This window comes from Pseudomonas sp. JZ114, from assembly GCF_051027705.1.
GTDB classification, from domain to species: domain Bacteria; phylum Pseudomonadota; class Gammaproteobacteria; order Pseudomonadales; family Pseudomonadaceae; genus Chryseomonas; species Chryseomonas luteola.
Map to the genome: position 1 here is coordinate 3,505,513 of NZ_CP069256.1, position 25,331 is coordinate 3,530,843.

Sequence of the window (25,331 nt, forward strand, 5' to 3'; positions counted from 1 at the left end):
CAAGGAGGACTCATGACCATTACCCTACGCGCTATCCGCGAGAGCGATGCCGAGGCTTTGGCATCGATTCTGAACCAGCCGGGCACGTGCCGGGGTACGCTGCGCCTACCCTACCGACCCACTCAGAGCATGAGCGACTGGATCAAGCAATACCCCGCTGAAGACGTTCGGGTACTGGCCGAACAGCAAGGCAACGTGTTGGGCTTTGCAACGCTCAACCGTATGAAAGGCCGGCGGATTCATGTGGCGGAGCTGGTCATTGCGGTTGGGGATGACCACACTGGTAAAGGCGTGGGAACCCAGCTGATGGCGGCACTGATCGATGCCGCCGACAACTGGATGAACCTCAAGCGTGTTGAGCTGACGGTATACACGGATAACGCGCCGGCTATCGCCCTGTATGAAAAATTCGGCTTTGTTCACGAGGGCACTCAGATCGCCTATGCCTATCGTGACGGTGCCTACGTGGATGTCTATTGCATGGCCCGGGTGAGCGCATGAAGGATGTGGTAAAGGGCGCGCTGCTGGCACTGGCCGTGTTGCTCCAAGGTTGTGAACCCACCGAAAAGACAGCCGAAACGCAAACGCCAGCCGTCCCGAAGGTGGACATCGCAACGGTTACGCCCTCGACGGAGCCGCTGACCACGCGTCTCACCGGCCGGATGGAGGCCTATCGTACGGCGGAAGTCCGTGCCCGCGTGGAAGGTATCGTGGAGGCTCGCACCTACCAGGAGGGCCAGGAGGTCAAAGCCGGTACGTTGCTGTTTCGTATCGACCCGGCTCCGCTCAAGGCCGAGTTGGCTGCGGCAGAAGCCGAGCTGGCCCAGGCACGGGCGGCTGCCGATGCCGCTGAAGACATTGCCAAACGCTCCAGGCAGCTGATGGCCGATGAGTCCATTAGCGCCCAGCAGTACCGCAAGGATTTCTTTACAGAGAAGCAGGCACGGGCTACCCAGAAGGCAGCCGAAGCCAAGGTACAAAGCGCCCGCCTGAAGCTCGCCTATGCCAACGTGACCTCGCCGATTGCCGGCCGCGCACGTCGGGCCGAGGTCACGGAGGGTGCACTGGTCGGTCAGGATGAAGGCACCAAGCTAACTACAGTCGAACAGATCGACCCGATTTATGTGAATTTTGCCCAGCCCATGGCTGATTCCCTGGCGCTCCGGCAGAGCCTTCAGCAGGCCGACAAGCGCGAGAAGCCCATCCTGCGCCTGCGACTGAGCAATGGCTCGACCTACCCTTTGAACGGCACCCTGCTCTTCTCCGATTGGGCAGTGGATGAGAAGACCGACACCGTAGCCATGCGCGCCATCTTCGACAACCCGGACCACCTGTTGCTGCCCGGAATGTATGTGCAGGTCGAGCTGCAGCAGCCCGGCCAGACGCAGGCCGTTCTTATTCCCCAGCAGGCCCTGACACGCACCCGTGAAGGCGCCTATACCATGGTTGTCGACGAGACCAACCACGCCCACAGCCGCCCGATTTCCGCCGATACGCTCGAAGGCAGTCAATGGCGCGTCACCGACGGTCTGAAAGCTGGCGAGCGGGTCATCCTCAGTGGCAGCGCCCTGAAGGACGGTCAGGCCGTAGAGCCCAAGCAAGCCACCCTGACGACCCAGCCGGTCGCCTCAAAAGAGTAAGCGTAGACCATGTCCTCGTTTTTCATTGCGCGCCCAGTGTTCGCCTGGGTCGTCGCCATCATGATCTTTCTGGGCGGCGGCCTGACGGCGCTGCGTCTGGCGGTGGAGCAATACCCTAACGTCTCGCCTCCGAGGGTAGGCATACAGGCCTACTACCCGGGCGCCTCGGCCGAAGTCATCGAACGTACCGTTACCTCCGTTATCGAGCGCGAGCTGAGTGGTATTGAGGGACTGCTGTACTTCGCCTCCGACAGTACCGCCACGGGCGAGGTGGAAATCGGCCTGTCCTTCGAGCCGGGCACCAATCCGCAGATCGCTTCCATTGAAGTGCAGAACCGCATCAAGCGCGTCGAGGAGCGTCTGCCGGAAAGCGTGCGGCGCCAGGGAATCGAAGTGGACAAGAGCGGTGACAACGACCTACTGTTCGTCACACTCCTGGCAGACAACCCGAACATCACGCATATCCAGATGGGCGACTACGCCACTACCGTGGTGCGCCCTGCCCTCTTGCGTGTGCCCGGCGTGGGCAAGGTGGAGGTCTATAGCCCCGAATACGCCATGCGGATCTGGCCGGACGTTCACAAGCTCACCGCCATGGGCGTGACCACTTCAGATATGGTCAGCGCCATCAACCACTACAACGAGCGCATTACTCTCGGCTCCATTGGCACGCCTCCGGTGCCCGCCAATACCACACTCACGGCCCCGCTGACGGTTGAGGAAATCCTCAATACACCGCAGTCCTTTGGCGCGGTTCCGCTGCGGGTCAACCCGGACGGCTCGGCCCTGCGCATTCAGGATGTGGCTCGTGTCGAGCTGGGCGGCAATTATTACACCTACCCCTCCTACGTGAACGGCAGGCCTTGCGGCGCTATTTCCATCAAGCTTGCTCCCGGCGCCAACGCCCTCAGTACGGCACAGGCTGTAAAAGCCACGCTGGCGGAGCTGTCCCAGCAGTTCCCACCGGGCATGCACTACCAGACGGCGTTCGACACCACGACCTACGTACATATGTCCATCGTGAAGGTGGCCTATACGCTGATCGAGGCGATGGTGCTGGTCTTTCTGGTCATGCTGGTGTTTCTGCAAAACCTGCGCGCCACGCTGATCCCTTCCATCGTGGTACCGATAGCCCTGGCCGGCACCTGTGGCACCATGTTGGCACTGGGTTTCTCCATCAACGTGCTGACCCTGTTCGGCATGGTCCTGGCTATCGGGATTCTGGTGGATGATGCCATCGTGGTGGTGGAAAACGTCGAACGCATCATGCGGGAGGAAGGACTGGCTCCCCGCGAGGCAACGCTCAAGGCCATGCAGCAGATCAGCGGCGCCATTGTGGCAATTACGCTGGTACTGACTGCCGTGTTCATCCCGATGGCCTTTTTCGAGGGCGCTACTGGCTCGATCTACCGGCAGTTCTCCGTGGCGCTGGCCGTGCCGATGGCCTTCTCGGCATTTCTGGCGCTCACGCTGACGCCCGCCCTGTGCGCAACGCTACTCAAACCGGCAGCGACCGATACGCTCAGCCTGGGCAGAGTGGGCCGCTGGGCGGCTTCCCTATCGACAGGCTATCAACGCAGCCTGAGCGGTGTCCTGAATCGCCCGGTGCGCTTCGTGCTGCTGTATCTCGTTCTGCTGGCCGTGCTGGCGCTTCTGTTCAGCCGCCTGCCCGGCTCCTTTGTGCCGAACGAAGACAAGGGCAGTTTTGCCACCGTCGTGCTGCTTCCCACCGGCTCGACCCAGGAAATGACGCATCAGGTCGTAAAGGAAGTGCAGGCCTATCTGCGCAGCGATCCTTCAGTCGGCCAGCTCTTCACCCTGCAGGGCTTCAGTTATTTTGGCGGCGGCGAGAACGCTGCCATGATCTGGCCTACGCTCAAGGATTGGTCCGAACGCAAGGCGCCCGATCAGCACGTCGATGCCATCATCGCACGACTGAACGAGCACTTTGCCAATGGCGTCGCGTCGATCCCCAACGTCACTATCCAGGCCTTGAATACCCCGCCGCTGCCCTCCATGGGACGCACCGCCGGTATCGACATGCGTCTTCAGGATCGCGCAGGGCTTGGGCACGAAGCCTTGCTGGCTGCCAAGGACAAGCTCCTGACACTGGCACGGCAGAATCCTGTATTCGCTACCGCCACCTACTCGGGGCAGGACGACACGCCGCAGCTCAAGGTTTCCATTGATCGCTTGAAAGCCCAGAGCATGGGCGTCTCGGTGGATGAGATCAATTCGACCATGGCTACCCTCTACGGCTCGCTCTATGTGGGAGATTTCATCCATGATAATCAAGTCCGCCGAATCGTCATCCAGGCGGAGGGCAAGGACCGGCAACAGCCTGACAGCCTGCTCCAGGCCCGGGTTCGCAATGCTGACGGCGAGATGGTGCCGCTAAGCACCTTCGTGACGCTTAGATGGACGGTAGGCACGATGGCTATCGAGCACTTCAACGGCTTCCCGTCGCTCTCCATCAACGCCACACCGGCGGCGGGCTACAGCACCACCCAGGCGATGGACACCATGGCACGCTTGGTAGGCGAGCTACCCACCGGCGTCGGCTACGAATGGGCAGGTCAGTCCTATCAGGAGCGGCTGTCCGGCGATCAGACACCCCTGCTGTTCGGCCTGTCCATTCTGGTGATCTTTCTGTGCCTGGCAGCGCTCTACGAGAGTTGGTCGGTACCTTTTGCAGTCATCCTGGCGATTCCGCTGGGCATCATCGGTGCGGTCATGGCCACTACGCTGCGCGGACTGCCGGACGACCTGTACTTCAAGGTCGGCCTCATCACCATCATGGGCCTCACTGCCAAGAACGCCATCCTCATCATTGAGGTGGCCCGCGAACTCCAGCATGAGGGCACTCCCTTGCGTCAGGCCATTCTGGACGCCGCCCGGATGCGCCTGCGCCCTATCGTCATGACGTCCCTAGCCTTCATGTTCGGCGTGCTGCCCCTCATGTTTTCTCAGGGCCCGGGCTCGGCCAGCCAGCACGCCATTGGCACCAGCGTTTTCGGCGGCATGCTCTCGGCCACGCTGCTGACCCTGTTTTTCGTTCCACTCCTGTATGCACTGGTCATGCGCCTCAAACGGCGCACGGCCTCTGCTGCGTCTTCCTCCCCTACGGACAGGACGGCCCATGAGCTTACGCCTTGATGCGCTGCTTTCGCACCCTTCAGGCCCTGCCAAACACTTGGATTTCCAGTGGGCGGTAGACCGGTTGATCTGGCTTTTAAAGAATGAGCCGCCCGGCTGCTAACCGGCTTGCTCGGCCAGGATCAGTCGCATGCCGATGACATCCACATCCGAGCGCAGCTCCACTGGTTTGAAGCCGAGCTTGTGGTACAGCGACTGTGCCACGGCATTGTCCCGGTAGACGCGCAACGTAACCATGGAAGCGCCTGTGTCCGCCACAGCCTGCCTAATCAGTTGCTCGCACAACTGCTTGCCATAACCGTGGCCCCGCCAGTCAGGCGAGACGATGATGCGGCACAGGTGGACAGTATCGGGCGAGACGGTTCGGTATTGCCCAAAGGCAAGCGGCCGGTTGACGCCCTCTACCAATGAAAAGCTTTTACCGGGCACCTCCAGCAGTTCCGGCAACTCAACGGCAGTGAACGGATACCTGAGCTGGGGCCCTGCCCAGCGCGCGCAGGCGTCAGCCGTAGGCACCCAGGCAACCAGTGCCTCGTAATCACTGGGAATCGGTGCGCTTAGTGTGGCAGTCATGGTGCAAACCTCCTCTTAGGCCTGCCGGGCCATCAACAGCTTTACGCCCAGCCCTACGAATAACGCGCCGCTGGCCCGCTTGATCGCCGTGACCCAACGGCTCGCGGAAAGCCGCCTGCTGAGCCTGGACACACTGAAGCAATACACACAGTGTACCGTCACGACAATCAAGGCGATGGTCAGGTACATCGTGGTGAACTGTACAACCAATGACCGTCCCGGCTCGATGAACTGCGGCAAGAAAGCTGAAAAGAAGATAAGCGTTTTCGGATTGCTGATTGATACCAGCAGCGCTTCACCAAAAACCTTGGACGACGAGACACTGGGCGCAATAGCTGGTGTGACCGTAGACGATCCAGGCTGACGTTTGAGCAGCTGCACAAAACCAAGATAGATCAGATAAGCCGCTCCGATCAGCTTCATCGCCAGAAACGCCATCGGCATGGCTGCCACCAGAGCGCCTATGCCAAGCGCCACAAGAATGATCACGAATAGCTGCGCCGTCAGGTTACCTGCCAGGGTCGCCAGCGTTCCCCGTGCGCCATAGCGCAAGGTATTGCGAATGACCAAAAGGACGTTGGGCCCGGGAGAAAGCGTTGTTACCAGGTAAGCAACACAAAAGACAAACCAGACATGCAGCGTCATGGAGCTCTCCATAGGATCACAGATGTTACCGCATCACTATCGTGACACTTTACCTGCCTTACCAGGAAAATGTTGAAGGCTTGGCCCAGCTTAAGGAAAGGTTAAGAGCCTTGCTTCAGGTTAGGCCTTTTACCTCTCTAGTGAGGGCTACTTCTTTGTAGTCGTTAGGGCATGCCCCTGCGACTACAGGACTACCTATCAGCTAATAGGTGAAGCTCCAGTGTGATCAGTTACGAGAGGGTTGAATACGGTCCTCCAAGCTGTAACTATGCCCTCATGATTAATACTTTGTTTTCAAGCAGCATGCATTGGCGCCGCTCTATCTAAGAGCGGCCCGGCACGTATTTTCTTAACCGACAGTGCCGCCATGTTCTGGCTGGTGCTGTGCTGTAATCTACTTCCGACATGGCGGCGCTCCAACAAGGAGAGCACGCCCATGGCACAAGTAAAGATCTACGGATTGAGACGTAACCTTGAAGCTATCAGGTCTGAATTATCAGAGGCCATCCACGCTTCTATAGTCGAGGCTTTACAGTACCCGCTAGAGAAGCGCTTTCATCGTTATATCTTACTGGATGAGCTGGATTTTCTTTACCCTGCCGATCGGTCGGAGCGCTACATCATTCTCGAAATAAGTATGTTTGAAGGGCGCTCGGTGAGCGCAAAAAAGCAGCTAATCCATCTCTTGTATAAAAAAATCATGTCAGCAACAGGCATCACTCCTCAGGATATCGAAATTACCTTGTTTGAAACCCCAAAGCATAACTGGGGGATAAGAGGCAAGCCTGGCGATGAGCTCGGGTTGAGTTATCAAGTCACCGTTTAGCATCAGGGCTATAACGGAGGACGTTAATGGTAGCTGCATTCGTGTAGTCGATGGGATATACCCCAACGACTACACCTTGTTCTATAAGCTGTTCTGGTTAGTTAATGTAACGGTAGCCTTCTAGTCACGTTGGGTCGTAAGCAGCTATTTAATGGTGTTAATCAAAATGGCACATAATGTGATATCTGTACGGCCAATAAAACCTAGCGAGTGGCAGCTTTATCGGGATACGCGACTATATGCACTTCGCGACTCTCCCGATGCTTTCGCAAGCACCTATGAAGAAGAAGCTCTAAGAGCAGATGAGAGTTGGAAAGCCCGAATCATTGCGGCTTTTTCCTCCAACAATGACCATGCTTTGTTTGCGCTGGATGGAAATGAGGTTTGCGGTCTGGCTTGGGGAAAGCTATCAGCGAATACCGCTGACATCTTTCAAATGTGGGTAAATCCTAAATCACGAGGGCTAGGTGCAGGCCGCGCTCTGCTCGATGAACTCCTAGCCTGGGCAAAGAGATGTAGAGCGCTCCGTGTCCGCTTAGGTGTTACGGCAGCCGATACACCAGCAATGCATTTATATAAGGCGTTTGGCTTCCTGTTGGATGGAGATCTAGAGCCTCTGCGCAAAGATTCTGTTCTCATAAGTCAGCCAATGGTATTAGAGTTAAGGTCCGCTCTACCTTGAGCGCAAGTCTCTGAGTAGTTATTAGCGTATACCCCAGCGACTACACATGATTAGTAATCGCACACCTCAAAATCAAGGCCAGTCTTAGATTACTACTACTTTTGAGAATATAAGAAACCATGGAGCCACCTTCTGAATGAAACCAAGCGCACAGTTGTCACGGCCCATCATGGAAGTATTACTAGAACTTAGAAAATCCGCCGCGCTAGTTGAATATTCAAAGATCGAGAGTGACGAGTTTATAAATGTTCCTGAGGCAGGAATTTTCTTTCATGCCCAAGATGTTGATGTTGTTACTGGCTACCGAGTGTACTACCAATCGGTTGGCAAATTTTTTCCCGCTCAGGACGAGCTGAAAGAAGAGCTATCTACTCTTACAACATTAGCTGATGCCAAGGCGCTTCTTGGTGAGCCGGCTAAAACAATTAGGTCATTTCAACTACCAGGCATAGAACCAACTTTTCCTGGATTGCTGTTTACACAAAGCGCAAGAACGATAAGTATCTATCATAAACCTGACGATGATCTTGTCAGCTATGTGCATGTCAAGCTGATACGAAACTAGCTGGTGATAGCTTTTTTTGCGTAGTCATTAGGGTGTACCCCAGCAGCTACATCAAAAGCGTATGCCCTTGGTGTAGCGATTAATTAGCAAGAGGACTTAAACGACTACACCGCCTATTCGCTACACCTAACGACTACACTTTTCGGGGCTCGCAAATTAGAAACGCCCCTGCGTCTATAATTGCTTGATAAACACCGATCAGCCATGTCTCAAGCGTAATGCAGCTGTCCCGTTTGCGCTCTAGAGCATGTTACCTGCCTGCACTTTCTCTTTGAGATACCAGCTGTATTAAGCTTTAGGTAACAACCGAAGCCTCTACTAAAATCAATCCAATATATCAATTTATAAAATCGAAATAATAATTTGATTAGATATTCAGGGATAACTATTAAGAGCCGCTAACAAAACCCATTTCTGGTTGGCTGATATAGGCAAGCACAAGCGTGATACTCACTGAAATCTCTTACCCTTGCCCTGCCGCCTACGCTCATTTATGAGGTTTTGTTAGCAGCTCTAAATAACCGCTCTGTACCATGTAACGCTTTTCTGCCCTGCCCTCATCTCCAAGGTGGAGCCTGCTTTATGAACATACTGATTACGGGCGCATCAGGGTCTGGTACAACAACCTTGGGTGTCGCACTGGCCACACATCTGCATGGCGTGGCCCTGGATGCAGATGGCTATTACTGATTACCCACTGAAACACCCTATACCCAGCGACGCGATAAGTTCGAGCGTAATGCGCTGTTGATTAAAGACATGCAGGTCAGTGAGACGGTGATTATTTCCGGCTCGATCATGAACTACGGGGACTCCCTCGAAAACCTGTTCGACCTGATTGTGTTTCTTTACCTGCCCGCTGAAATCCGCATACCCCGCCTCAAGGCACGGGAGGAAGCCCGTTTCGGCTCAGCCAGCCCCGAGTTTCTGGACTGGGCTGCTCAATACGATAGTGGTCCCGCGGTTGGGAGCAGGAGCCTTGCTAACCATACCGCCTGGCTGTGCCAGCGTACCTGCCCGGTGCTTAGGCTGGAAGGCGATATGACCGTGGAGGCACGCGTAAGGCGTGTTGTGGCTGAACTCAAGCGACTGGCCCTTCTACCCCACCCATAAAAAAGCCCGCACAAGGCGGGCTTTTGTCTGTTGGTGATCAGGCGGCGACAGAAGCGGCCTCTTCCAGCGAGGCCATATCGATCACGAAACGGTACTTCACGTCCCCCTTGAGCATGCGCTCGTAGGCTTCGTTGATGTCCTGCATCTTGATCATTTCGATGTCGGAGACGATGTTGTGCTTGGCACAGAAATCCAGCATTTCCTGGGTCTCGGCAATTCCGCCAATCAACGATCCGGCAATCTGGCGACGCTTGAAGATCAGGTTGAACACGTCGGGAGACGGATGCGGCTCACCGGGCGCGCCCACCAGCGTCATGGTGCCGTCACGCTTGAGCAAGGAAATGAACGCATCCAGGTTGTGCGAGGCGGCCACGCAGTTGAGGATGAAATCAAAACTGTTCAGGTGTGCATTCATCTCGTCTTGATTTTTCGACACTACCACTTCGTCAGCACCCAGTCTCAACGCGTCGTCTTTCTTGTCGGGCGAGGTTGTGAACAGTACGACATGGGCCCCCATTGCATGGGCAATCTTGACTGCCATGTGGCCCAGGCCGCCCAGACCAACAACACCTACTTTCTTGCCCGGGCCGACCTTCCAGTGGCTGAGCGGCGAGTAAGTGGTGATACCGGCACACAGGAGCGGTGCAACGGCAGCCAGATTTTCGGTATGGGTGATCTTTAGAACAAACTTTTCGCTGACGACGATATTGTCGGAATAACCGCCATAGGTATTCTCGCCGCCAAAGACCGGGCCGTTATAGGTGCCAACGAAACCGTTCTCGCAATACTGTTCAAGCCCTTCATTGCAGGAAGAACATTGCTGACAGCTATCGACCATGCACCCTACGCCAGCCACATCGCCTACCTTGAAGCGGGTCACATGATCACCAACCGCTACGATACGACCAACGATTTCATGTCCCGGTACTGACGGGTATAGCGTGTTCTTCCATTCATTGTGCGCAGTGTGCAGGTCCGAATGGCAGACGCCGCAGTACAGGATATCGATCTGTACATCGTGTGGGCCTACATCACGCCGGTCGAAGTTGTACGGTACCAGTGGATCCTGAGGGGAATGAGCGGCATAGCCCTGAGACTTGATCATGCTTATCGTCCTCTTGCAGAAGGCCGTAACGGCCAGAAAAAGGCAGGAAACAGTGGACTCGTTTCCACCGGCAAAGTTACCGTGCCCCTATCGGGTCCTGGCGCGCCTTGATGCAAACGCCACCACCCTCTTTAGCAAGAAGGACATGACCGCATGACAACCCCTATCATTTTCGACACCGATCCGGGCATTGATGACGCCCAGGCCATTGCCATCATCATGGCTGATCCGGGCATCGAAGTGGTTGGCCTGACCACCACCTTCGGCAATGTCTCGATCGAGACGGCCACGCGTAATGCCTTATCGCTTGTCGAGCTGGCGGGTCAGGACATTCCCGTGGCCCAGGGCATGGGTACTCCGCTGGAAAAAACGCCTCACCCTGTTCCCGCCCATGTGCATGGCGATGACGGCCTGGGCAATCTGAACCTGCCCGCCCCGACGCGTCAGGCGGTGTCCCAGAGTGCGGCCGAGTTCATTGTCGAGGAAACGCGCAAGCGTCCCGGCGAAATCACCCTGGTGGCTGTCGGCCCGCTGGGTAATCTGGCTAAGGCCCTGGAGCTTGATCCAGAGGTTATCCACCGCGTAAAGCAGGTGATCGTTATGGGCGGCTCGATCCGTGAGGGCGGCAACGTTACGCCACTGGCGGAAGCCAACATGTTTTCCGACCCGCATGCAGCCGCCCGCGTCATGACGGCTGGCTGGCCGCTCACACTGGTAGGCCTGGACGTTACCCACCGCACCTGCCTTGATCCGGTGCGCATGCAGCGCATCACCGAAGCGCACCGCACCCTGGGTCCACTCTTGGCCCATAGTTACGCCTTCTATGCCAAGTTCTACAAATCGGCCCTGGGCATAGACGGCTGTACACCCCATGACAGCTGCGCCGTGGCATTCCTGCGTCATCCGGAGTGGTTCCAGACCGTACGCGGCCACCTGAACGTGATAACCGAGGGGCTTGCCGAAGGCCAGACCGTATTTGCACCCGAAGGCCGCCAGTTCGTAGGAGACCGGTGGAGCCAGTCACCTCTCGTCGACGTGTGCATGGGCATCGATGGCGAAGCAGTCGTGCACTGGATGGAAGAGGTCCTGACGGCCAATACCTAAGCCCGGTCATGGCGCTACGGCTCATTTCGTAGCGCCCGCACGATGGGTGGAGTACAGCGATACCCATCGCCTCTACCGCCACAGCTTTTTCTGCTCAAGCATTGCCGTAGTTCTCAGTTTTCAGGCTCAACCACCGCAGACAGCCGCTTGCGTGGCCCTCGCTGGAACTAACGCAAAGCGGCTGTCTTCCAAGCGACATCATTATGAGAAGGGGGAGTACACCATGCGCCAATGGTTAGCCATCCTGTTTACAGCCTTGGCCCTGACAGGACTCGGCGGGTGTGATGACCAGCCTGAGGACCACCGCAAGGAGGCTGCTGAACACGCGCAAAAGGCCAAGGAGCATGAAGCCGCCGGTAATCAGCAGGCAGCCGATGCCGAGCGTGCCGCCGCGGCAGAAGCCGATCATGCCGCGCGCCTTGAGGAAGCTGAAAAAGATCCTCAGAAAGAAGGTAATGCCGAATCACCGCGTTAAGCCTTTCAGGCTGACTCACGTAATAACCTGTCTTAAAACCGACCGTGACAGCACCCACACGGTCGGTTTGCACAAATAGACAAAAAATTTCGGATAAACCTTCCATATCCTCCGGAACCCTTTGTTTTCAGGGGGATCAAGACAATTTAAAAGCTGAAAAACACGCCTGGATACAATCTCCTGATGGCTCAGTGCCGCTTGTTCATAATTCTGTAACATATTTGTCGCTTTAATTTCACGTACACAAACTAGCTTCTGCCTCACTTAACAGCCAGACATGCCTAGGAGGCATCGTGTACGCCACTCGCACTTTCCGTCTTGCCGCTCTTCTGTCTGCTCTCTGCCTGAGCACGGTCGCTCATGCCACAGACGTTACAGGCGCCGGTTCCAGCTTCGTCTACCCGGTACTGTCGAAGTGGTCTCAGGCTTACAGCCAGAAAACCCAAAACCGTATCAACTACCAGTCCATTGGTTCGGGCGGCGGTATTGCCCAGATCAAGGCGGGCACGGTTGATTTCGGTGCCTCCGACGCCCCGCTGAGCACTGACGATCTGCAAAAGTCAGGTCTGGGTCAGTTCCCCAGCGTGATCGGCGGTATCGTACCGGTCGTTAACGTGGAAGGCATTGCGCCCGGCCAGTTGAAGCTGGACGGCGAAACCTTGGCCAAGATTTTCATGGGTACCATCAAGACCTGGAACGACCCGGCCATCGCCGCGCTGAACCCGGACCTGAAGCTGCCTTCGGCCAACATCACCGTCGTACACCGCTCCGACGGCTCGGGCACCTCCTACAACTTTACCAACTACCTGGCTAAGGTTAGCCCTGAGTGGAAGGAAAAGGTCAACTTCGGCACCACCATCAACTGGCCGACCGGTGTAGGTGGCAAGGGTAACGAAGGAGTTTCTGCCTACATCAAGCAGATCAAGAACTCCATCGGCTACGTCGAATACGCTTATGCCCTGCAAAACAAGATGTCCCATGCTCAGTTGAAAAACGCGGCGGGCACCTTTGTTGAGCCCAACGCGAAGAGCTTCCAGGCCGCTGCTGATACTGCAGACTGGGGCGCCTCCAAGGACTTCAACCTGCTGATGACCAACGCGCCAGGTGCTGACGCGTGGCCAATCACTGCCACGACGTGGGTGATCATGTACAAGGAGCCGAAGAATGCTGAGCGTAGCAAGGTAGCCTTCGACTTCTTCAAGTGGTCCCTGGAAAATGGCCAGAAAGATGCCGCAGCCCTGGACTATGTCCCGCTACCGGACTCTCTGGTTGAGAAAATCGAGGCGTATTGGGCATCTGACTTCAAGAGCTGATTCCCCTCTGCCCTCCCCGTGCACCCTGCCCCGATCTTCGAGGCGGGGTGCATTGCTAAGGATCCTTTAAAATGCCCGCAATACCCTACACGACCGCCAATCGGGAACAACGGGAGCGCCGCGCCAGACGCGATACGCGCCATGACCGCTGGTTCCGTATTATTTTGTTGACCGCTGCGCTTCTTGTCTTGTCCGTCATGCTGGGCGCTGCGATTTCTACGCTTTGGGGCGGTCGCCTGGCCTTTTCTACTTTTGGCTGGTCCTTTCTGACCAGTAGTGAATGGGACGTGGTCAACGGACGCTTCGGCGCACTCGTACCGATTTACGGCACTCTTGTAACATCCCTGATTGCACTGATCCTGGCCGTACCGGTCAGCTTTGGTATCGCGCTGTTTTTAAGCGAGATCGCACCACCATGGCTGCGTACGCCGGTTGCGTCCGCAGTTGAACTGCTTGCGGGTATTCCCTCGATCATCTACGGCATGTGGGGCCTGTTCATATTCGGCCCGTTCATGGCGGAATACCTTGCACCCTGGATCAATGATTACTTGGGCGCCATTCCCGTTATCGGCGGCCTGTTTCAGGGTCCAGCCTTGGGTATCGGCATGCTGAGCGCCGGCATTATTCTGGCGATCATGATTCTGCCCTTCATCACCTCGGTGATGTATGAAGTCTTCCGTACCGTTCCACAACAGCTGAAAGAGTCGGCCTATGCCTTGGGCTCAACGACATGGGAAGTCTGCTGGGATATCGTTCTTCCCTACACTCGCTCAGCAGTCGTCGGCGGTATCTTCCTGGGCCTGGGACGCGCTCTTGGAGAAACCATGGCCGTGACCTTCGTACTGGGTAACGCCCACCAGCTGTCCCTATCGCTGATGATGCCCAGCAGCTCCATTGCTTCGGTCATCGCTAACGAGTTCAACGAGGCCTATACTGATTTGCATCGCTCCTCGCTGATCGCCCTGGGCTTCTTGCTATTCGTCGTCACGTTTATCGTGCTGATGCTGGCCCGTCTCATGTTGGCGCGTATGTCGCGTCGGGCAGGTAATTGATGGCCGTCAACGAAAACCTCTATCGCGCCCGCAAGATCAAGAACGCCATCGCCATGACGCTCAGCAGCGCGGCGGCGATCATCGGCCTTGGCTGGCTGGTCTGGATTCTGGCCACTACCCTGATCAAGGGTGGTAGTGCGCTGAGCCTGACGCTCTTTACCGAGATGACGCCACCGCCCGGCGCCGAAGGGGGCTTGGCCAACGCCTTGTATGGCAGCGTGCTGATCAGCCTGCTTGCCTTGGCAATCGGTGCGCCTATCGGCATTCTGGCCGGCCTATGGCTGGCCGAGTTCGCTCGTACCTCCAGGCTGGGCACGGTGATTCGTTTCGTGAACGATATCCTGTTGTCCGCCCCGTCCATCGTGATCGGTCTGTTCGTCTACACCGCCGTCGTGATCCCGATGAACCAGTTCACCAACGGCTCGATCAGCTTTTCGGGCTTTGCCGGTGGGCTTGCGCTTGCCATGCTGGTGATTCCAGTAGTGACCCGGACCACGGACGAAATGCTTCAGCTGCAGCCTGCGTCCCTGCGTGAGGCGGCCCTGGCGTTGGGTATTCCGCAGTGGAAAGTCACCATTGAAATCCTGCTACGCGCAGCCAAAGCTGGTGTGGTAACAGGCGTTCTATTATCCATGGCGCGCATTACCGGTGAAACGGCGCCGCTGTTGTTTACCGCCTTTGGCAACCAGTTCTGGAACTCCGACCTGCTCAAGCCGATGGCCAGTGTGCCGGTCACCATCTTCCAGTTCGCCATGAGCCCGTTCGAAAGCTGGCAGGCGCTGGCGTGGGCAGGTGCGCTGTTACTGACTATCTTTGTTCTGGTCCTGAGCCTTCTATCCCGTTTCGTTTTCTCCCGTAATAAAGGTGCCCAATGAGCAATCTTCAGACGCATATGCCAGAAATCTGCGCGCGCAACGTTGGGTTCCAGTACAAGAACCATATCGCGCTGAAATCCATTAACCTGGATATCCCGGCCAACAAGATCACCGCGATCATCGGCCCATCCGGCTGCGGCAAGTCCACGCTTCTGCGTATCTTCAACCGCATCTACGCCGAATATCCCAATCAGAAGGCTACCGGCGAGATTCTGCTCGATGGGGAAAACATCCTCGATCCCAAGTATTCGCTGAGCCGCCTGCGCAGCACTGTGGGCATGGTATTCCAGAAGCCGGTGCCCTTCCCGATGTCGATCTTTGACAACGTGGCCTATGGCATTCGCCATCACGAGAAACTGTCCCGCGTCGAAATGAACGATCGCGTAGAGCAGGCCCTTCGCGGCGCAGCATTGTGGGATGAGGTGAAGGACAAGCTCCAGCAGAGCGCCTTGGGTCTTTCCGGCGGTCAGCAGCAGCGCCTGTGTATCGCCCGGACCATTGCCCTGCGTCCCCGCGTACTGCTACTGGACGAACCCACGTCAGCGCTTGACCCGATCTCAACCATGAAGATTGAACAGCTGATCACGGATCTGAAAGAGCAGTTCACTGTTGTGATCGTGACCCACAACATGCAACAGGCCGCCCGCTGTTCGGATATCACTGCGTTCATGTACCTGGGTGAATTGATCGAAGTGGGGTCGACAGACCTGATCTTTACCAAGCCTAAGCAAAAGCAGACCGAAGACTACATCACCGGACGGTTCGGTTGATGTAGCGCAACAGCACGCCACACCTCGCTTATGGGTGTCTCTCAAGGACCTTGAGCGAGGCGTGGTGCTTCTACCCCCTTTACGTTGTACCGCCCTCCCTGCACTATCTCTTGCTCCCCATTACGAGAAGAGATGATTCACATGCTCTCACCTGAGCAATTCTTGAGCTTTCTGGCCTTGGCTCTTTTGATCACCGCCTCACCGGGTCCAGACAATTTGATGGTTTTAGGTATTGGCGTCTCCAAAGGGCGACTGCGCGGCATGGTATTTGGCTTTGGCTGCGCACTCGGCTGTCTGGCGCACACCGCCTTGGCCGCTCTAGGCGTCAGTGCACTGATTGCCGCCTCGGCCACGGCCTTCACTGCCCTCAAGATTGCCGGCGGGCTCTACCTGATATGGCTTGGTATCCAGGCGCTGCGTAGTACCGGGCAGACGCGTATCAATAATGATGTTCAGATTGATGAGTCGCTGAGCAAGCTGTTCTTCAAAGGTCTGTTCGCCAATGCGATCAATCCAAAAGTCGTGCTGTTCTTCCTGTCCTTTTTGCCGCAGTTCGTGATTGCCGAACAGGGTCATGCCAGTCTGCAAATCCTGCAGTTGGGCGTACTGTTCACACTTCAGGCGGCGGTGCTGTTTGGTCTGTTGGGGTACTTCTCGGGCGCAGCCGGGCAATGGCTGCAGCGAAAGCCCCGTATTGGGCTATGGCTCGATCGAGTCGCAGGCGGCATTTTCGTCGCGCTGGGCGTGCGTCTGATCGTTTCACGCTGATAGGCAGGCGGGGCAAGCGGGCCCCGCCATGCGATGTTTACTGCCCGCCCAGCGCGAAGTTGGGCAACTCGCCTACAGGTCTGGCGAAGCGGAAAGGAATGGACACCAGCGCATCCCCCTCGCCCTGCTGAACCACGAAATGCAGGTGCGGCCCGGTACTGCGTCCGGTATTGCCCGACTGCGCCAGGGGTGTGCCTGTCGTAACCTTCTGTCCTTCCCTTACGACAACCGAGCCACGCTTGAGATGCAGATAGGCACTCTGCGTACCATCATCATGCTGGATACGAACAAAGTTGCCTGACGGACTCGGTCCATGCCCGAACTGGCGATTCTGGATCTCGATGACAGTACCGCTACGCGCCGCTACGACGGGCGTGCCTTCAGGCATGGCGACATCCACGGCATAACGGCCCTTGGGCGTATGGTGGCTGAAGTCACCGTTCGCACCCTGGCTGATGAAGAACGGACCGCCCTGCCAGGGCAAGGAATAGGCGTAGCCGGCTGTAATACTGGCCAAACTGTTGGGGTTGCCCAGCCCGCCGCCACTGCCTGGTGCGAAATGAGGAGAAAAGCTGAACGCCTGGTCATAGTGCATCGGGAAGCCCTGCTGACGTTTCTGCAGCGTGGCCACACGAAGCTGACTATTGGCTGGGACCGTCTGGCGAATCACGCCATTACCAACCCCGCCTACATTGACAGTACGGCTCAAGCGCACCGTCACCGTTACAGGTACGTCCATATCATTGCGGACTTCCAGCGCTTTGCCTGCTTTGGTGTTCAATGTCAGGAGACGAACACCGCCCTTACGCTTGGCACGAGGCTTTTCCGTGAGGCTCGTTTGATCAGCCTTGCTGATCAGGGAGGTTTCCTTGCTTTGCTCTGCCATGGCCCATGTGGGCGAGGCCAGCAGCCATGAAGTCAATAAAGCTGAACACAAATAGCGCATGCTGTGATCCGTCACTCGGTAAGGTCTGTGCCCACGCTTGATTGGCGGGCGAAGGGTCGCCGATTGCATGGCGGGATCGGCCTATGATCCAGAGCGAGGAGGTTGAGTTCCAGCGCACACTTTCAAAGTGAGAGGCAAATCAAACTTCCTGATAGCGTCCTGACATCAGGCCTTACCATCTATCGCCTCTATGGCGCCTAGCCCAGCTCAGGTAGACCATTCATCGGTCAGTAAGCAGGTGGCCGATCTCTTCATTTCAGTTTGATCTTTAAGGTTTGTTACTTATGACCAAATGCTCATAGCAATGACCTGACCAAGCATTTTGACTTTCTATACTGAAAACAGGCCGCACCTCTCGCAGCGGCCTGCTGCGGAGGACCTACAACGTTTCGCCGATAGCGTCCTTCGGTGAAAGTGAGGTGTGTCATGATCAATCACGTTTGGGGCCTTCTGGCCCATCCTGATCGTGAATGGAAGCAGATCGATAACGAGAGGGAGTCGGTTTCCCATGCGTATGCGCATCACATCCTCTGGTTGGCTGCGATTCCAGCAGTCTGCGCCTTTATTGGCACGACCCAACTGGGTTGGAGCTTTGGCGGTAATCATCTTCTTCGCCTGTCACCCTGGACAGCCTTCACGATAGGGGTAATGTCCTACGCCTTGATGCTGGGTGCCGTTTACGTGATGGGCAGTGTGATTCACTGGCTGGCACGGCGCTATCCTGACCGGCCCAGCAAGGAACGCTGCGTAGTCTTTGCAGGTTACATTGCTACGCCTATGTTTTTAAGCGGCCTTGTTGCGCTTTACCCGCTGGTCTGGCTGTGTGCATTGGCCGGGATTGCCGGGCTCTGCTACACCGCCTACCTGCTCTATGTAGGTATCCCGAACTTTCTGAATATCGATCGCCGTGAAGGCTTCATCATGTCAGGCTCGACACTGGCCATTGGCGTGCTCGTGCTTGAACTGCTGATGGCGATGACGGTACTGCTCTGGGGGTACGGCCTGCAGTTCGGCTGATACAGTGACGCCGCTCCTGCGATCGGAGCGGCGTGCTCTACGCCTAGCATGAGGGACCGCCAACGCGTTGCAGGAACCTTTAGGCGTCTGACGCTAGCCAGACGCTATAAACCCTGTACCTGATCGCCTGTCTTGACGCCCTGCCGCCTGAACCACCCCTTGTTCATTTCCAGCGCCTGCGTGACCTCGGACGGCGCACAGTGCAAGTCCTCGCTTAACGGCTCCATATCCTGAATATCGACGATACGGCCTCGCGCATCGAGAAAGGCAATCGAGAGCGGCAGTATCGTATCGTGCATCCAGAAGCACACTTTCTTGGGTTCATCGAACACAAACAGCATGCCGTGCATTTCTGGCAACTGATGCCGATGCATGAGCCCCTGCTCACGCTTACTAGCGGTATCGGCAACCTCGACCGTGACCGTATGAATGCCCACCTGCATCGATTTACGCTCGAATGCCTGAGCGTATTCAACCGAGGCGATGAGGACTCCCAGAATAACCGACAGGTCTCGCCGCCGCAGCGCTGAAGCTCGGCGCGTCCAAAAGCACAGCGATAAATACGGCATGATTCCAGAAGCCCTGATGTGATCAACGGAAGGATAAGGCATGAAACCCAATCGAGCCGCTTAAAGTCCATTCAAGAGTAGCTAAGGCATCGACGTCAGGACAGCGACAGACCCTATCATGACAATAGCCAGGAATGCCGTTCTGCCTTTCTCCGACGGGTTTGTATTTCATATGGGAAGCGAGCATGGTCCTGGGCAAAAGCGATTTCGAACGTGAACAGGCGATTAAGGTTGAAGGCGACGGCCAAAGCGCAGGCGTACCGGCGTCCGGCGAACTGGAAGGCAATGCCTATAACCCCTTGGGCAATCCCGGCGAAAACCATTGGCAGGCAGGTTACGTTACCCACACAGGCCTTGATGAACGTAACAATATCTTTTTTGCCGCGGTGCAGATGACCCGCATGCCGATGGTCGTCTGCGATCCCAATCAGCCTGATACGCCCATCGTATTCGCCAACAAGGCGTTTATGGACCTGACGCAATATACTGAAAAAGACATCCTGGGTCGCAATTGTCGCCTCCTTCAAGGCGAGCAGACCGACCAGACTACGGTTGCCGAAATCCGCACTGCCTTGAGTGAACATCGCGCAGTGGCTGTAGACATTCTCAACTACAAAGCTGACGGAACGCCTTTCTGGAATGCGCTGTTCATGGGGCCGGTGTCGGATCAGAACGGCAAGCTGCTCTACTGGTTTGCCTCGCAGATGGATATCACCCAGCGGCGGCTCACCGAAAACTCGTTTCGGCAGGCACAGAAGATGGAGGCTATCGGGCAACTCACCGCGGGGCTGGCCCATGACTTCAATAATCTTCTACAAGTCATTACGGGCAACCTCGAACTGGCGGGTCAGTACGCACATACCCATCCGATCCTCTCTCAGGCCATTGAGAACGCACAACAAGCGGCCGAACGGGGCGGCAAGCTGACACAACAGCTGCTGGCCTTTGCTCGCAAACAACGGCTCGAACCCAAACGCCTTAACCTGAACGCCCTGATCATCGATTTCAGCGAAATGCTGGTGCGGGCGTTGGGCGAGCGAATCGATCTGCGCCTGGACCTCAAACCAGGCCTGCCTTATTGCACGATCGACCCAACGCATATGGAGATGGCGCTACTCAATGTGCTCATCAACGCACGCGACGCCATGCCCAAGGACGGCAAGGTGACGATTGGAACAGCCACGATAACCAACCGTGAGCGCATTGATGTGCATCACCTGCCTCCGGGTGGGTATGTGGTGATTTGTATCATCGATGAAGGCGAAGGCATGTCCCCCGAAGTGATTCGCCGTGCCACAGAGCCTTTCTTTACGACCAAGGCGCCAGGCACTGGATTGGGGCTGGCCATGGTTCACGGTTTCGTTCAGCAATCCAATGGACGCCTGGAAATCGAAAGCGAACAGGGCAAGGGGACGGCCGTACGCATGATTTTCCCGATTACGCAGGAGCAGGCTTTTTCTCCGCACCAGCAGCCGTTTCGCGCCTCAACACAGCCTTCAGAGTCGGGCACCATTCTGCTTGTAGAGGACAGTGAAGATGTACGTCGGGTAACTGAGGATTACTTGAGTTCGCTGGGTTATACGGTGCTCTCGGCCCAGAGCGGCGAGGAAGCACTTCAGCTGCTCGACCGCCATGGAAAGGTCGATCTATTATTTACGGATGTGATCATGCCGGGAGGCATGAATGGCCTGGTACTTGTAGAACGTGTCAGGCAGCGGCTGCCTAACCTCCCTGTCCTGCTTGCCACGGGATACATGGATGAGCTGGCCAACCAGAACGTTAGAGACGCTTCGATGAACGTTCTGAGTAAACCCTATCGCCGTAACGAGCTGGTGGACCATATCCATGCGGTGTTCAAGCGTGACAAGCCTTCTTCCACGCCTTGATGCCTTGTGTTCAGTCTGAGGAATACATGCAACACATTCTGGTAGTAGATGACGACACGCAAATCGCCATGTTGTTTGAAGGTTTTCTGGAGGCCAGCGGTTATCGCGTAACCGTCGCGAACAATGCCCTGGCAGCGCTTGAAGCCGATGCCCGAGACGCCGCTGATGCGGTGGTCACAGACCTGTCCATGCCCGGCATGAATGGTCGGGAGCTGATCGATCAGTTGCGGGCGCGGCGGCCACACCTGCCCGCCATGATCGTGTCAGGCTATCCCTGCAACAATGATCTGGATAAGGCCAACCGGATCGTAGTACTTATGAAGCCGGTCAGGCTGATGCAGCTTGCCGAACGGCTCAGGGATATCCTGGCCGATGCGCAGACGGCTCATAACCTGACCGCTTAGAGTACAGACCGGAATCACACACCTGATGGGCGCTGTCCAGACGATCTCGTCTAGGCGACCCCGTCTAGGCGACCCCATCTAGGCGACCCCATCTGCCGATACCCTGTTTAGGCTACACCTTCGATGACGCACATCGGGGTGCCGGCGCAGGGCTCTTTCATGACCTGTACCCGGACGCCAAACACCTCTTTCACCAAAGCAGGGTTGATAACCTCGTGAGGTGAGCCGAGCGCTTGCAGGGCACCCTGTTTCATCACAGCCAAGTGATCAGCATAGCGACAGGCCTGATTCAGGTCGTGCAGTACGGTAATTACTGTCTTGCCCTCCCCTGCAAGCGACTGCATCAGTTCGAGCAGCTCGACCTGATGGCAGATGTCCAGATAGGTTGTGGGTTCGTCCAGCAGAACCACGGATGCATCCTGCGCCAATACCATGGCCAGCCAGGCGCGCTGACGCTGGCCACCGGAAAGGTCCGCCAACAGCCGACCACGCAGTTCGCCAAGCCCCATGCGTTCAAGCGCTGCTTCCACATAGGGTTTGTCCATCTGGCGCAGACGCCCCCAAAGGCCGTTATGCGGGCTACGGCCGTAGCCCACCAGCTGTTCGACTGTCACCCCTTCCGGCACAGGCAACACTTGCGGCAGAAAGGCAACCTGCCGAGCGATCTCCTTCGCAGACAGAGAGGCATATGCCCTACCGCCCAACCTTATTTCGCCCTGCGTGGGTGTCAGCACTCGGGCAAAGGCCTTGAGCAAGGTCGACTTGCCGCAGCCGTTGGGGCCGATCAAGGCTGTCACCTGGCTGGCAGGTGCCTTGAAATGAAGCGTGTCGACAATGGCCTTGCTGCCATATCCCAGTGTCAATGCGACTGCTTCGAGCATGGAGTCACCCCTTGAGCCGCGTGAGCAGCCATAGAAAATACGGCGCGCCAATGATGGCCGTGAGAATACCGGCTGGAATCTCAACCGGTGGGATCAGTCCTCGCCCCAAGGTATCGGCCAGTACCAGCAGAATGGCGCCTACAATGGCGCTTGCTGGCAGTAGCCACTGATGACGGCCACCGATCAGGCGGCGCGCAAGATGCGGTGCGACCAGACCGATAAAGCTGACCGGCCCGATGATCGCCACGCCCAGACTCGTCAGGATCACGGCCAGTACCAGCACGGCGAGTCGTGCTGGGCCCAGGCGAACCCCCAGTCCCGAAGCGGCTTCATCGCCCAACCCAATCAGATTGAGAGGTTTGGCCAGCATAAGCGCCAAGGGCAGCCCTGCCAGCAGCGGTACGGCCAGTCCAACATGATGCCAGGTGCGGCTCCACAGGCTACCGGTCAGGGCTAGCAGGGCGGTATTGATGTTAAGAGGGTGAGACAGGATCAGAAACTCGATCACGCTGCCAAGGGTGAGTGAAATCGCCACACCCGATAACGCAAAACGTACCCCGGAAAAGGATCGCCCGGCACTGTAGAGTGCCAGGGCACCTGCGCCAAGCGCACCCCCCAGGCAGGCTACCCCGGGTAGCCAGACAAGCGAAAGCGCAGGGAAATAGATCAGCGCGATGGTCAATGCCAGCCCCGCACCCTGGGTTACCCCCAGAATCTCGGGTGAAGCGAGCGGGTTGCGAATCACGCCCTGCACCAACGCGCCTGCCAGGGCAAAGCTTCCTCCGGCCAGCACAGCGATCAATGTTCGCGGCAGACGATGCCGCCAGACAAGAAAGTCCTGCGCGTCATGGGCGATAACGTGCTGGATCGCCTCGACAGGGCTCAACCATTGCGTGCCGATGCACAGACTCGCCAGGCAGACGACGAGCAATACGGCAATAAGCGCGATCAGGCTAGCGGCAGGACGGCTCATCGGGAGCGCCTCGCCAGCCATAGGAAAAACGGCGCCCCCACCAGAGCCGTCACTACACCAGCCGGCGTTTCAGCCGGAAACGCCACCGCGCGAGCCAGGATATCGGAGGCCAGAACGATGACCGCGCCAAGAGCGGCACTGGCGGGCACCAGCACACGGTAATCGTGCCCCAGCCAGTAGCGGGCCATGTTGGGCGCGACCAGACCGACAAAGCCGATCGGCCCGATAGCACAGACGCTCGCGCCTACCAGCAACAGGCTGACCGCAAAGACCAACAGCCGCAGCCCGGCAAGCCGAACACCCAGCGAGCGGGCCGCGTCATCGCCCAGGTTGATGAGATTGAGCCGGGGCGCGCAGGCCAGCGCCAGGACGCCGCCGATCAGCACGGCAGGCCACAGCAGTCCAACCTGACTGTAAGTGACGTTGGCAAAGGAGCCTGCCAGCCAGTTCAGGACATTCTGCGCCTGATCTTCGACCAGAATGATGGTCAGCCGTGTCAATGCCGCACACAGCGCCGCGACAATCACACCGGCCAGTACCAGACGGCCCTGGGTATCCCCCACCGACCACGCCTTGCCCAGGCTGAACACGATCCCCCAGGCAAACGCACCGCCCAGCAGGGTCATGATCATGGCACCGCCCGGCAATGGCAGCGCCACCAATCCGGTTGAAAAGAGCGCCAGCCCCAGCGCCGCTCCCGCCGTGACACCAAACAGAGAAGGCGATGCCAGCTCATTGCGGGTAATGCCTTGCATGAGCGCCCCCGCCATGGCCAATGCAGCACCTACCAGGGCGGCCGCCATTGCTCGGGGCACACGCAGCTGCGCAACAACAAAGGCAATCTGCGTACCGCCCTGGCCGCCGGAGAACAGCCCGTGGAAGGCATCCTGCCGGGTAATGACGAAGGGCGAGTAGACCGATAACGACAACCAGAACAGCCCAAGGCCTACCGCACTCATCGCCCCGAAAGCAAAGCACAGCGCCAGGGTACGGCTCACTCTTGGCCCTTGCCGGTCAGGATCTTCAGCGCATCCTCGGCAATCTGCTCGGACGCCATGATGCCGCGGTTGCGTGCCCAGACGTTACCGTCCACATCGGCTACATGCCCGGCCTGTACCGCACCGAGGGCCTGCCACAGCGGCTGCTTGCTCCAGGCATCCACCAGACTCGGGTGGCGATAATGCCCGACCAGCAGCCAGCCGGGGTTAAGCGCCAGGAGCTGTTCGAGGCTCACGAACTCGGTCGGTGCTGCGCCAGCACGCACGCTTGGTACCGTCAGGCCAATGATCTTAAGCACGCTGCCAGCATATGAGTCAGGACCGTGTACGGAAAAGCTGTCTTCCCGGGCCACACCAAACAGAACCTGGGTGTTGGCAGGAATATTCGCCGCAATGTCCTTGAGGTGCTGGCGATTGGCCGAGATACGATCCTGCATGTCCACGGAACGGTCCAACGCCTTGCCGATCAATTCGGCTGAGGTAAGACTGCTTTCGTAATTCTCTCCGCGAGACGGCAGCAGCAGCGTAGGAGCAATGCTGGAGAGTTCGTCATAGAGACCGGCATGACGGCTCTCGTCCGCAATGATGAGGTCCGGCTTCAGCCGGGCAATGACCTCGATATTGGGTTGCGAGCGCAAACCGACAGACGTCCACTCACCAATGGCTTCCCGAGCGCGAGGCAGGACGCGGCTGGCATCGCCGTCATCGGCAACACCCACCGGCGAAACGTGAATCGAAGCCAGCGCATCGACAAAGGAAAACTCCAGCGCTACGACACGCTTGGGTGCTTCTGGCAAGGTAAGGGTGTGCTCGCCGTCATTGAGCGTGATCGGATTGGCTTGAACCGCCTGGGCGAAAACAACCGCCAGGGAAAACAGACAGAGAGACAGAAATGAGCGCTTGAACATGAGTGACCTGATAGCCCACAGGGCCATTAACGGTAAGGCGAAAAAAGCGGGCACTATTCCACATTGGCTCCGCGGGATCAAAACTCT

At 57.2% G+C, this 25,331-nt stretch carries 26 protein-coding genes; 17 read left to right on the top strand and 9 right to left on the bottom strand.

All coding sequences use genetic code 11. The annotated features are described in order from the left end of the window. Positions 1-12: 12 nt before the first annotated feature. From JQR90_RS16525 to JQR90_RS16535, 3 genes are read left to right on the top strand one after another with little or no spacing between them, the layout of a single operon-like run. On the top strand, positions 13-501 hold the full coding sequence (locus JQR90_RS16525; protein ID WP_286790525.1) for a GNAT family N-acetyltransferase: 489 nt from the start codon (positions 13-15) through the stop codon (positions 499-501). Then, the gene (locus JQR90_RS16530; protein WP_286790526.1) at positions 498-1,640 is read left to right on the top strand and encodes an efflux RND transporter periplasmic adaptor subunit; all 1,143 of its coding nucleotides are present in this window, start codon (positions 498-500) and stop codon (positions 1,638-1,640) included. Before JQR90_RS16525 ends, JQR90_RS16530 begins: the two co-directional genes overlap by 4 nt. A gap of 9 nt (positions 1,641-1,649) precedes the next feature. Beyond that, positions 1,650-4,796, top strand: a complete 3,147-nt coding sequence (locus JQR90_RS16535; RefSeq protein WP_434140135.1) for a multidrug efflux RND transporter permease subunit — start codon at positions 1,650-1,652, stop codon at positions 4,794-4,796. Between the two features lie 99 nt (positions 4,797-4,895). On the opposite strand, the gene JQR90_RS16540 is transcribed toward JQR90_RS16535, so the two are convergent. Continuing rightward, entirely contained in the window at positions 4,896-5,369 is a 474-nt protein-coding gene (locus tag JQR90_RS16540; RefSeq protein ID WP_286787802.1) for a GNAT family N-acetyltransferase, read from the bottom strand. A 15-nt stretch (positions 5,370-5,384) separates the two neighbouring features. Continuing rightward, complete coding sequence (locus tag JQR90_RS16545; RefSeq protein WP_073450419.1) at positions 5,385-6,014, bottom strand: LysE family translocator; 630 nt, start codon at positions 6,012-6,014, stop codon at positions 5,385-5,387. A gap of 436 nt (positions 6,015-6,450) precedes the next feature. On the opposite strand from JQR90_RS16545, the gene JQR90_RS16550 reads away from it, so the two are divergent. The 4 genes from JQR90_RS16550 to JQR90_RS16565 all read left to right on the top strand — a co-directional run bounded on the left by JQR90_RS16550 (position 6,451) and on the right by JQR90_RS16565 (position 9,200). Beyond that, positions 6,451-6,840 carry a tautomerase family protein gene (locus JQR90_RS16550; RefSeq protein ID WP_010795778.1) on the top strand — a complete coding sequence of 130 codons (390 nt, stop codon included), beginning with the start codon at positions 6,451-6,453 and terminating at the stop codon, positions 6,838-6,840. Between the two features lie 151 nt (positions 6,841-6,991). Further along, positions 6,992-7,522 carry a GNAT family N-acetyltransferase gene (locus tag JQR90_RS16555; RefSeq protein WP_434140136.1) on the top strand — a complete coding sequence of 177 codons (531 nt, stop codon included), beginning with the start codon at positions 6,992-6,994 and terminating at the stop codon, positions 7,520-7,522. Positions 7,523-7,658: 136 nt separating this feature from the next. Further along, positions 7,659-8,087, top strand: coding sequence for a hypothetical protein (locus JQR90_RS16560; RefSeq protein WP_010795780.1), 429 nt, complete (start codon positions 7,659-7,661; stop codon positions 8,085-8,087). A 759-nt stretch (positions 8,088-8,846) separates the two neighbouring features. Continuing rightward, entirely contained in the window at positions 8,847-9,200 is a 354-nt protein-coding gene (locus JQR90_RS16565; RefSeq protein ID WP_434140137.1) for a hypothetical protein, read from the top strand. Between the two features lie 37 nt (positions 9,201-9,237). On the opposite strand, the gene JQR90_RS16570 is transcribed toward JQR90_RS16565, so the two are convergent. Beyond that, positions 9,238-10,305 (bottom strand): NAD(P)-dependent alcohol dehydrogenase, encoded by a 1,068-nt coding sequence (locus JQR90_RS16570; RefSeq protein ID WP_010795782.1) that lies wholly within the window; start codon positions 10,303-10,305, stop codon positions 9,238-9,240. A 153-nt stretch (positions 10,306-10,458) separates the two neighbouring features. On the opposite strand from JQR90_RS16570, the gene JQR90_RS16575 reads away from it, so the two are divergent. From JQR90_RS16575 to JQR90_RS16605, 7 genes are all read left to right on the top strand, one after another. Further along, positions 10,459-11,409: a nucleoside hydrolase gene (locus JQR90_RS16575; protein ID WP_010795783.1), complete on the top strand. Its 951-nt coding sequence runs from the start codon at positions 10,459-10,461 to the stop codon at positions 11,407-11,409. A 223-nt stretch (positions 11,410-11,632) separates the two neighbouring features. Beyond that, positions 11,633-11,884 carry a hypothetical protein gene (locus JQR90_RS16580; RefSeq protein WP_010795784.1) on the top strand — a complete coding sequence of 84 codons (252 nt, stop codon included), beginning with the start codon at positions 11,633-11,635 and terminating at the stop codon, positions 11,882-11,884. A 293-nt stretch (positions 11,885-12,177) separates the two neighbouring features. After that, positions 12,178-13,197, top strand: a complete 1,020-nt coding sequence (gene pstS, locus JQR90_RS16585; protein ID WP_010795785.1) for a phosphate ABC transporter substrate-binding protein PstS — start codon at positions 12,178-12,180, stop codon at positions 13,195-13,197. A gap of 71 nt (positions 13,198-13,268) precedes the next feature. Beyond that, a complete protein-coding gene (pstC, locus tag JQR90_RS16590; RefSeq protein WP_010795786.1) occupies positions 13,269-14,249 on the top strand; it encodes a phosphate ABC transporter permease subunit PstC in 981 nt (326 codons plus the stop codon). Further along, a complete protein-coding gene (gene pstA / locus JQR90_RS16595; protein WP_010795787.1) occupies positions 14,249-15,124 on the top strand; it encodes a phosphate ABC transporter permease PstA in 876 nt (291 codons plus the stop codon). Before pstC ends, pstA begins: the two co-directional genes overlap by 1 nt. 17 nt (positions 15,125-15,141) lie before the next feature. After that, positions 15,142-15,894: a phosphate ABC transporter ATP-binding protein PstB gene (gene pstB / locus JQR90_RS16600; RefSeq protein WP_230382260.1), complete on the top strand. Its 753-nt coding sequence runs from the start codon at positions 15,142-15,144 to the stop codon at positions 15,892-15,894. Positions 15,895-16,026: 132 nt separating this feature from the next. Further along, positions 16,027-16,662, top strand: a complete 636-nt coding sequence (locus JQR90_RS16605; RefSeq protein WP_010795789.1) for a LysE family translocator — start codon at positions 16,027-16,029, stop codon at positions 16,660-16,662. Positions 16,663-16,699: 37 nt separating this feature from the next. Here JQR90_RS16605 and JQR90_RS16610 read toward each other — a convergent pair whose 3' ends face one another. Next, positions 16,700-17,608: a M23 family metallopeptidase gene (locus JQR90_RS16610; protein ID WP_010795790.1), complete on the bottom strand. Its 909-nt coding sequence runs from the start codon at positions 17,606-17,608 to the stop codon at positions 16,700-16,702. Between the two features lie 426 nt (positions 17,609-18,034). On the opposite strand from JQR90_RS16610, the gene JQR90_RS16615 reads away from it, so the two are divergent. Next, entirely contained in the window at positions 18,035-18,625 is a 591-nt protein-coding gene (locus tag JQR90_RS16615; RefSeq protein WP_010795791.1) for a Yip1 family protein, read from the top strand. A gap of 104 nt (positions 18,626-18,729) precedes the next feature. Here JQR90_RS16615 and JQR90_RS16620 read toward each other — a convergent pair whose 3' ends face one another. Next, a complete protein-coding gene (locus JQR90_RS16620) occupies positions 18,730-19,194 on the bottom strand; it encodes a DUF192 domain-containing protein (protein ID WP_010795792.1) in 465 nt (154 codons plus the stop codon). A gap of 185 nt (positions 19,195-19,379) precedes the next feature. Between JQR90_RS16620 and JQR90_RS16625 the strand changes: the two genes are divergently transcribed. Further along, positions 19,380-21,080 (top strand): histidine kinase famiy protein, encoded by a 1,701-nt coding sequence (locus tag JQR90_RS16625; protein WP_434140138.1) that lies wholly within the window; start codon positions 19,380-19,382, stop codon positions 21,078-21,080. A 26-nt stretch (positions 21,081-21,106) separates the two neighbouring features. Continuing rightward, complete coding sequence (locus JQR90_RS16630) at positions 21,107-21,484, top strand: response regulator (RefSeq protein WP_219651050.1); 378 nt, start codon at positions 21,107-21,109, stop codon at positions 21,482-21,484. A 107-nt stretch (positions 21,485-21,591) separates the two neighbouring features. Here the strand turns inward: JQR90_RS16630 and fecE are convergent, their stop codons facing one another. The 4 genes from fecE to JQR90_RS16650 are packed head-to-tail and all read right to left on the bottom strand — an operon-like array spanning position 21,592 to position 25,244. Continuing rightward, positions 21,592-22,365, bottom strand: a complete 774-nt coding sequence (fecE, locus tag JQR90_RS16635) for a Fe(3+) dicitrate ABC transporter ATP-binding protein FecE (protein WP_434140139.1) — start codon at positions 22,363-22,365, stop codon at positions 21,592-21,594. Positions 22,366-22,369: 4 nt separating this feature from the next. Next, positions 22,370-23,338 (bottom strand): iron chelate uptake ABC transporter family permease subunit, encoded by a 969-nt coding sequence (locus JQR90_RS16640; protein WP_074822050.1) that lies wholly within the window; start codon positions 23,336-23,338, stop codon positions 22,370-22,372. Further along, positions 23,335-24,297: an iron-dicitrate ABC transporter permease FecC gene (gene fecC / locus JQR90_RS16645; protein ID WP_112297967.1), complete on the bottom strand. Its 963-nt coding sequence runs from the start codon at positions 24,295-24,297 to the stop codon at positions 23,335-23,337. The genes JQR90_RS16640 and fecC overlap by 4 nt, the downstream gene beginning before the upstream one ends. A gap of 35 nt (positions 24,298-24,332) precedes the next feature. Further along, a complete protein-coding gene (locus JQR90_RS16650) occupies positions 24,333-25,244 on the bottom strand; it encodes a Fe(3+) dicitrate ABC transporter substrate-binding protein (protein ID WP_434140140.1) in 912 nt (303 codons plus the stop codon). Between the last annotated feature and the right edge of the window lie 87 nt (positions 25,245-25,331).

What these genes read in the sequence shown, in the direction of transcription:
- JQR90_RS16525 (WP_286790525.1), top strand. Translation starts at nt 13, where the DNA reads ATGACCATTACCCTACGCGCTATCCGCGAGAGCGATGCCGAGGCTTTG.
- JQR90_RS16530 (WP_286790526.1), top strand. Translation starts at nt 498, where the DNA reads ATGAAGGATGTGGTAAAGGGCGCGCTGCTGGCACTGGCCGTGTTGCTC.
- JQR90_RS16535 (WP_434140135.1), top strand. Translation starts at nt 1,650, where the DNA reads ATGTCCTCGTTTTTCATTGCGCGCCCAGTGTTCGCCTGGGTCGTCGCC.
- JQR90_RS16540 (WP_286787802.1), bottom strand. Translation starts at nt 5,369, where the DNA reads ATGACTGCCACACTAAGCGCACCGATTCCCAGTGATTACGAGGCACTG.
- JQR90_RS16545 (WP_073450419.1), bottom strand. Translation starts at nt 6,014, where the DNA reads ATGACGCTGCATGTCTGGTTTGTCTTTTGTGTTGCTTACCTGGTAACA.
- JQR90_RS16550 (WP_010795778.1), top strand. Translation starts at nt 6,451, where the DNA reads ATGGCACAAGTAAAGATCTACGGATTGAGACGTAACCTTGAAGCTATC.
- JQR90_RS16555 (WP_434140136.1), top strand. Translation starts at nt 6,992, where the DNA reads ATGGTGTTAATCAAAATGGCACATAATGTGATATCTGTACGGCCAATA.
- JQR90_RS16560 (WP_010795780.1), top strand. Translation starts at nt 7,659, where the DNA reads ATGAAACCAAGCGCACAGTTGTCACGGCCCATCATGGAAGTATTACTA.
- JQR90_RS16565 (WP_434140137.1), top strand. Translation starts at nt 8,847, where the DNA reads ATGCAGGTCAGTGAGACGGTGATTATTTCCGGCTCGATCATGAACTAC.
- JQR90_RS16570 (WP_010795782.1), bottom strand. Translation starts at nt 10,305, where the DNA reads ATGATCAAGTCTCAGGGCTATGCCGCTCATTCCCCTCAGGATCCACTG.
- JQR90_RS16575 (WP_010795783.1), top strand. Translation starts at nt 10,459, where the DNA reads ATGACAACCCCTATCATTTTCGACACCGATCCGGGCATTGATGACGCC.
- JQR90_RS16580 (WP_010795784.1), top strand. Translation starts at nt 11,633, where the DNA reads ATGCGCCAATGGTTAGCCATCCTGTTTACAGCCTTGGCCCTGACAGGA.
- pstC (WP_010795786.1), top strand. Translation starts at nt 13,269, where the DNA reads ATGCCCGCAATACCCTACACGACCGCCAATCGGGAACAACGGGAGCGC.
- pstA (WP_010795787.1), top strand. Translation starts at nt 14,249, where the DNA reads ATGGCCGTCAACGAAAACCTCTATCGCGCCCGCAAGATCAAGAACGCC.
- pstB (WP_230382260.1), top strand. Translation starts at nt 15,142, where the DNA reads ATGCCAGAAATCTGCGCGCGCAACGTTGGGTTCCAGTACAAGAACCAT.
- JQR90_RS16605 (WP_010795789.1), top strand. Translation starts at nt 16,027, where the DNA reads ATGATTCACATGCTCTCACCTGAGCAATTCTTGAGCTTTCTGGCCTTG.
- JQR90_RS16610 (WP_010795790.1), bottom strand. Translation starts at nt 17,608, where the DNA reads ATGCGCTATTTGTGTTCAGCTTTATTGACTTCATGGCTGCTGGCCTCG.
- JQR90_RS16615 (WP_010795791.1), top strand. Translation starts at nt 18,035, where the DNA reads ATGATCAATCACGTTTGGGGCCTTCTGGCCCATCCTGATCGTGAATGG.
- JQR90_RS16620 (WP_010795792.1), bottom strand. Translation starts at nt 19,194, where the DNA reads ATGCCGTATTTATCGCTGTGCTTTTGGACGCGCCGAGCTTCAGCGCTG.
- JQR90_RS16625 (WP_434140138.1), top strand. Translation starts at nt 19,380, where the DNA reads ATGGTCCTGGGCAAAAGCGATTTCGAACGTGAACAGGCGATTAAGGTT.
- JQR90_RS16630 (WP_219651050.1), top strand. Translation starts at nt 21,107, where the DNA reads ATGCAACACATTCTGGTAGTAGATGACGACACGCAAATCGCCATGTTG.
- fecE (WP_434140139.1), bottom strand. Translation starts at nt 22,365, where the DNA reads ATGCTCGAAGCAGTCGCATTGACACTGGGATATGGCAGCAAGGCCATT.
- JQR90_RS16640 (WP_074822050.1), bottom strand. Translation starts at nt 23,338, where the DNA reads ATGAGCCGTCCTGCCGCTAGCCTGATCGCGCTTATTGCCGTATTGCTC.
- fecC (WP_112297967.1), bottom strand. Translation starts at nt 24,297, where the DNA reads ATGAGTGCGGTAGGCCTTGGGCTGTTCTGGTTGTCGTTATCGGTCTAC.
- JQR90_RS16650 (WP_434140140.1), bottom strand. Translation starts at nt 25,244, where the DNA reads ATGTTCAAGCGCTCATTTCTGTCTCTCTGTCTGTTTTCCCTGGCGGTT.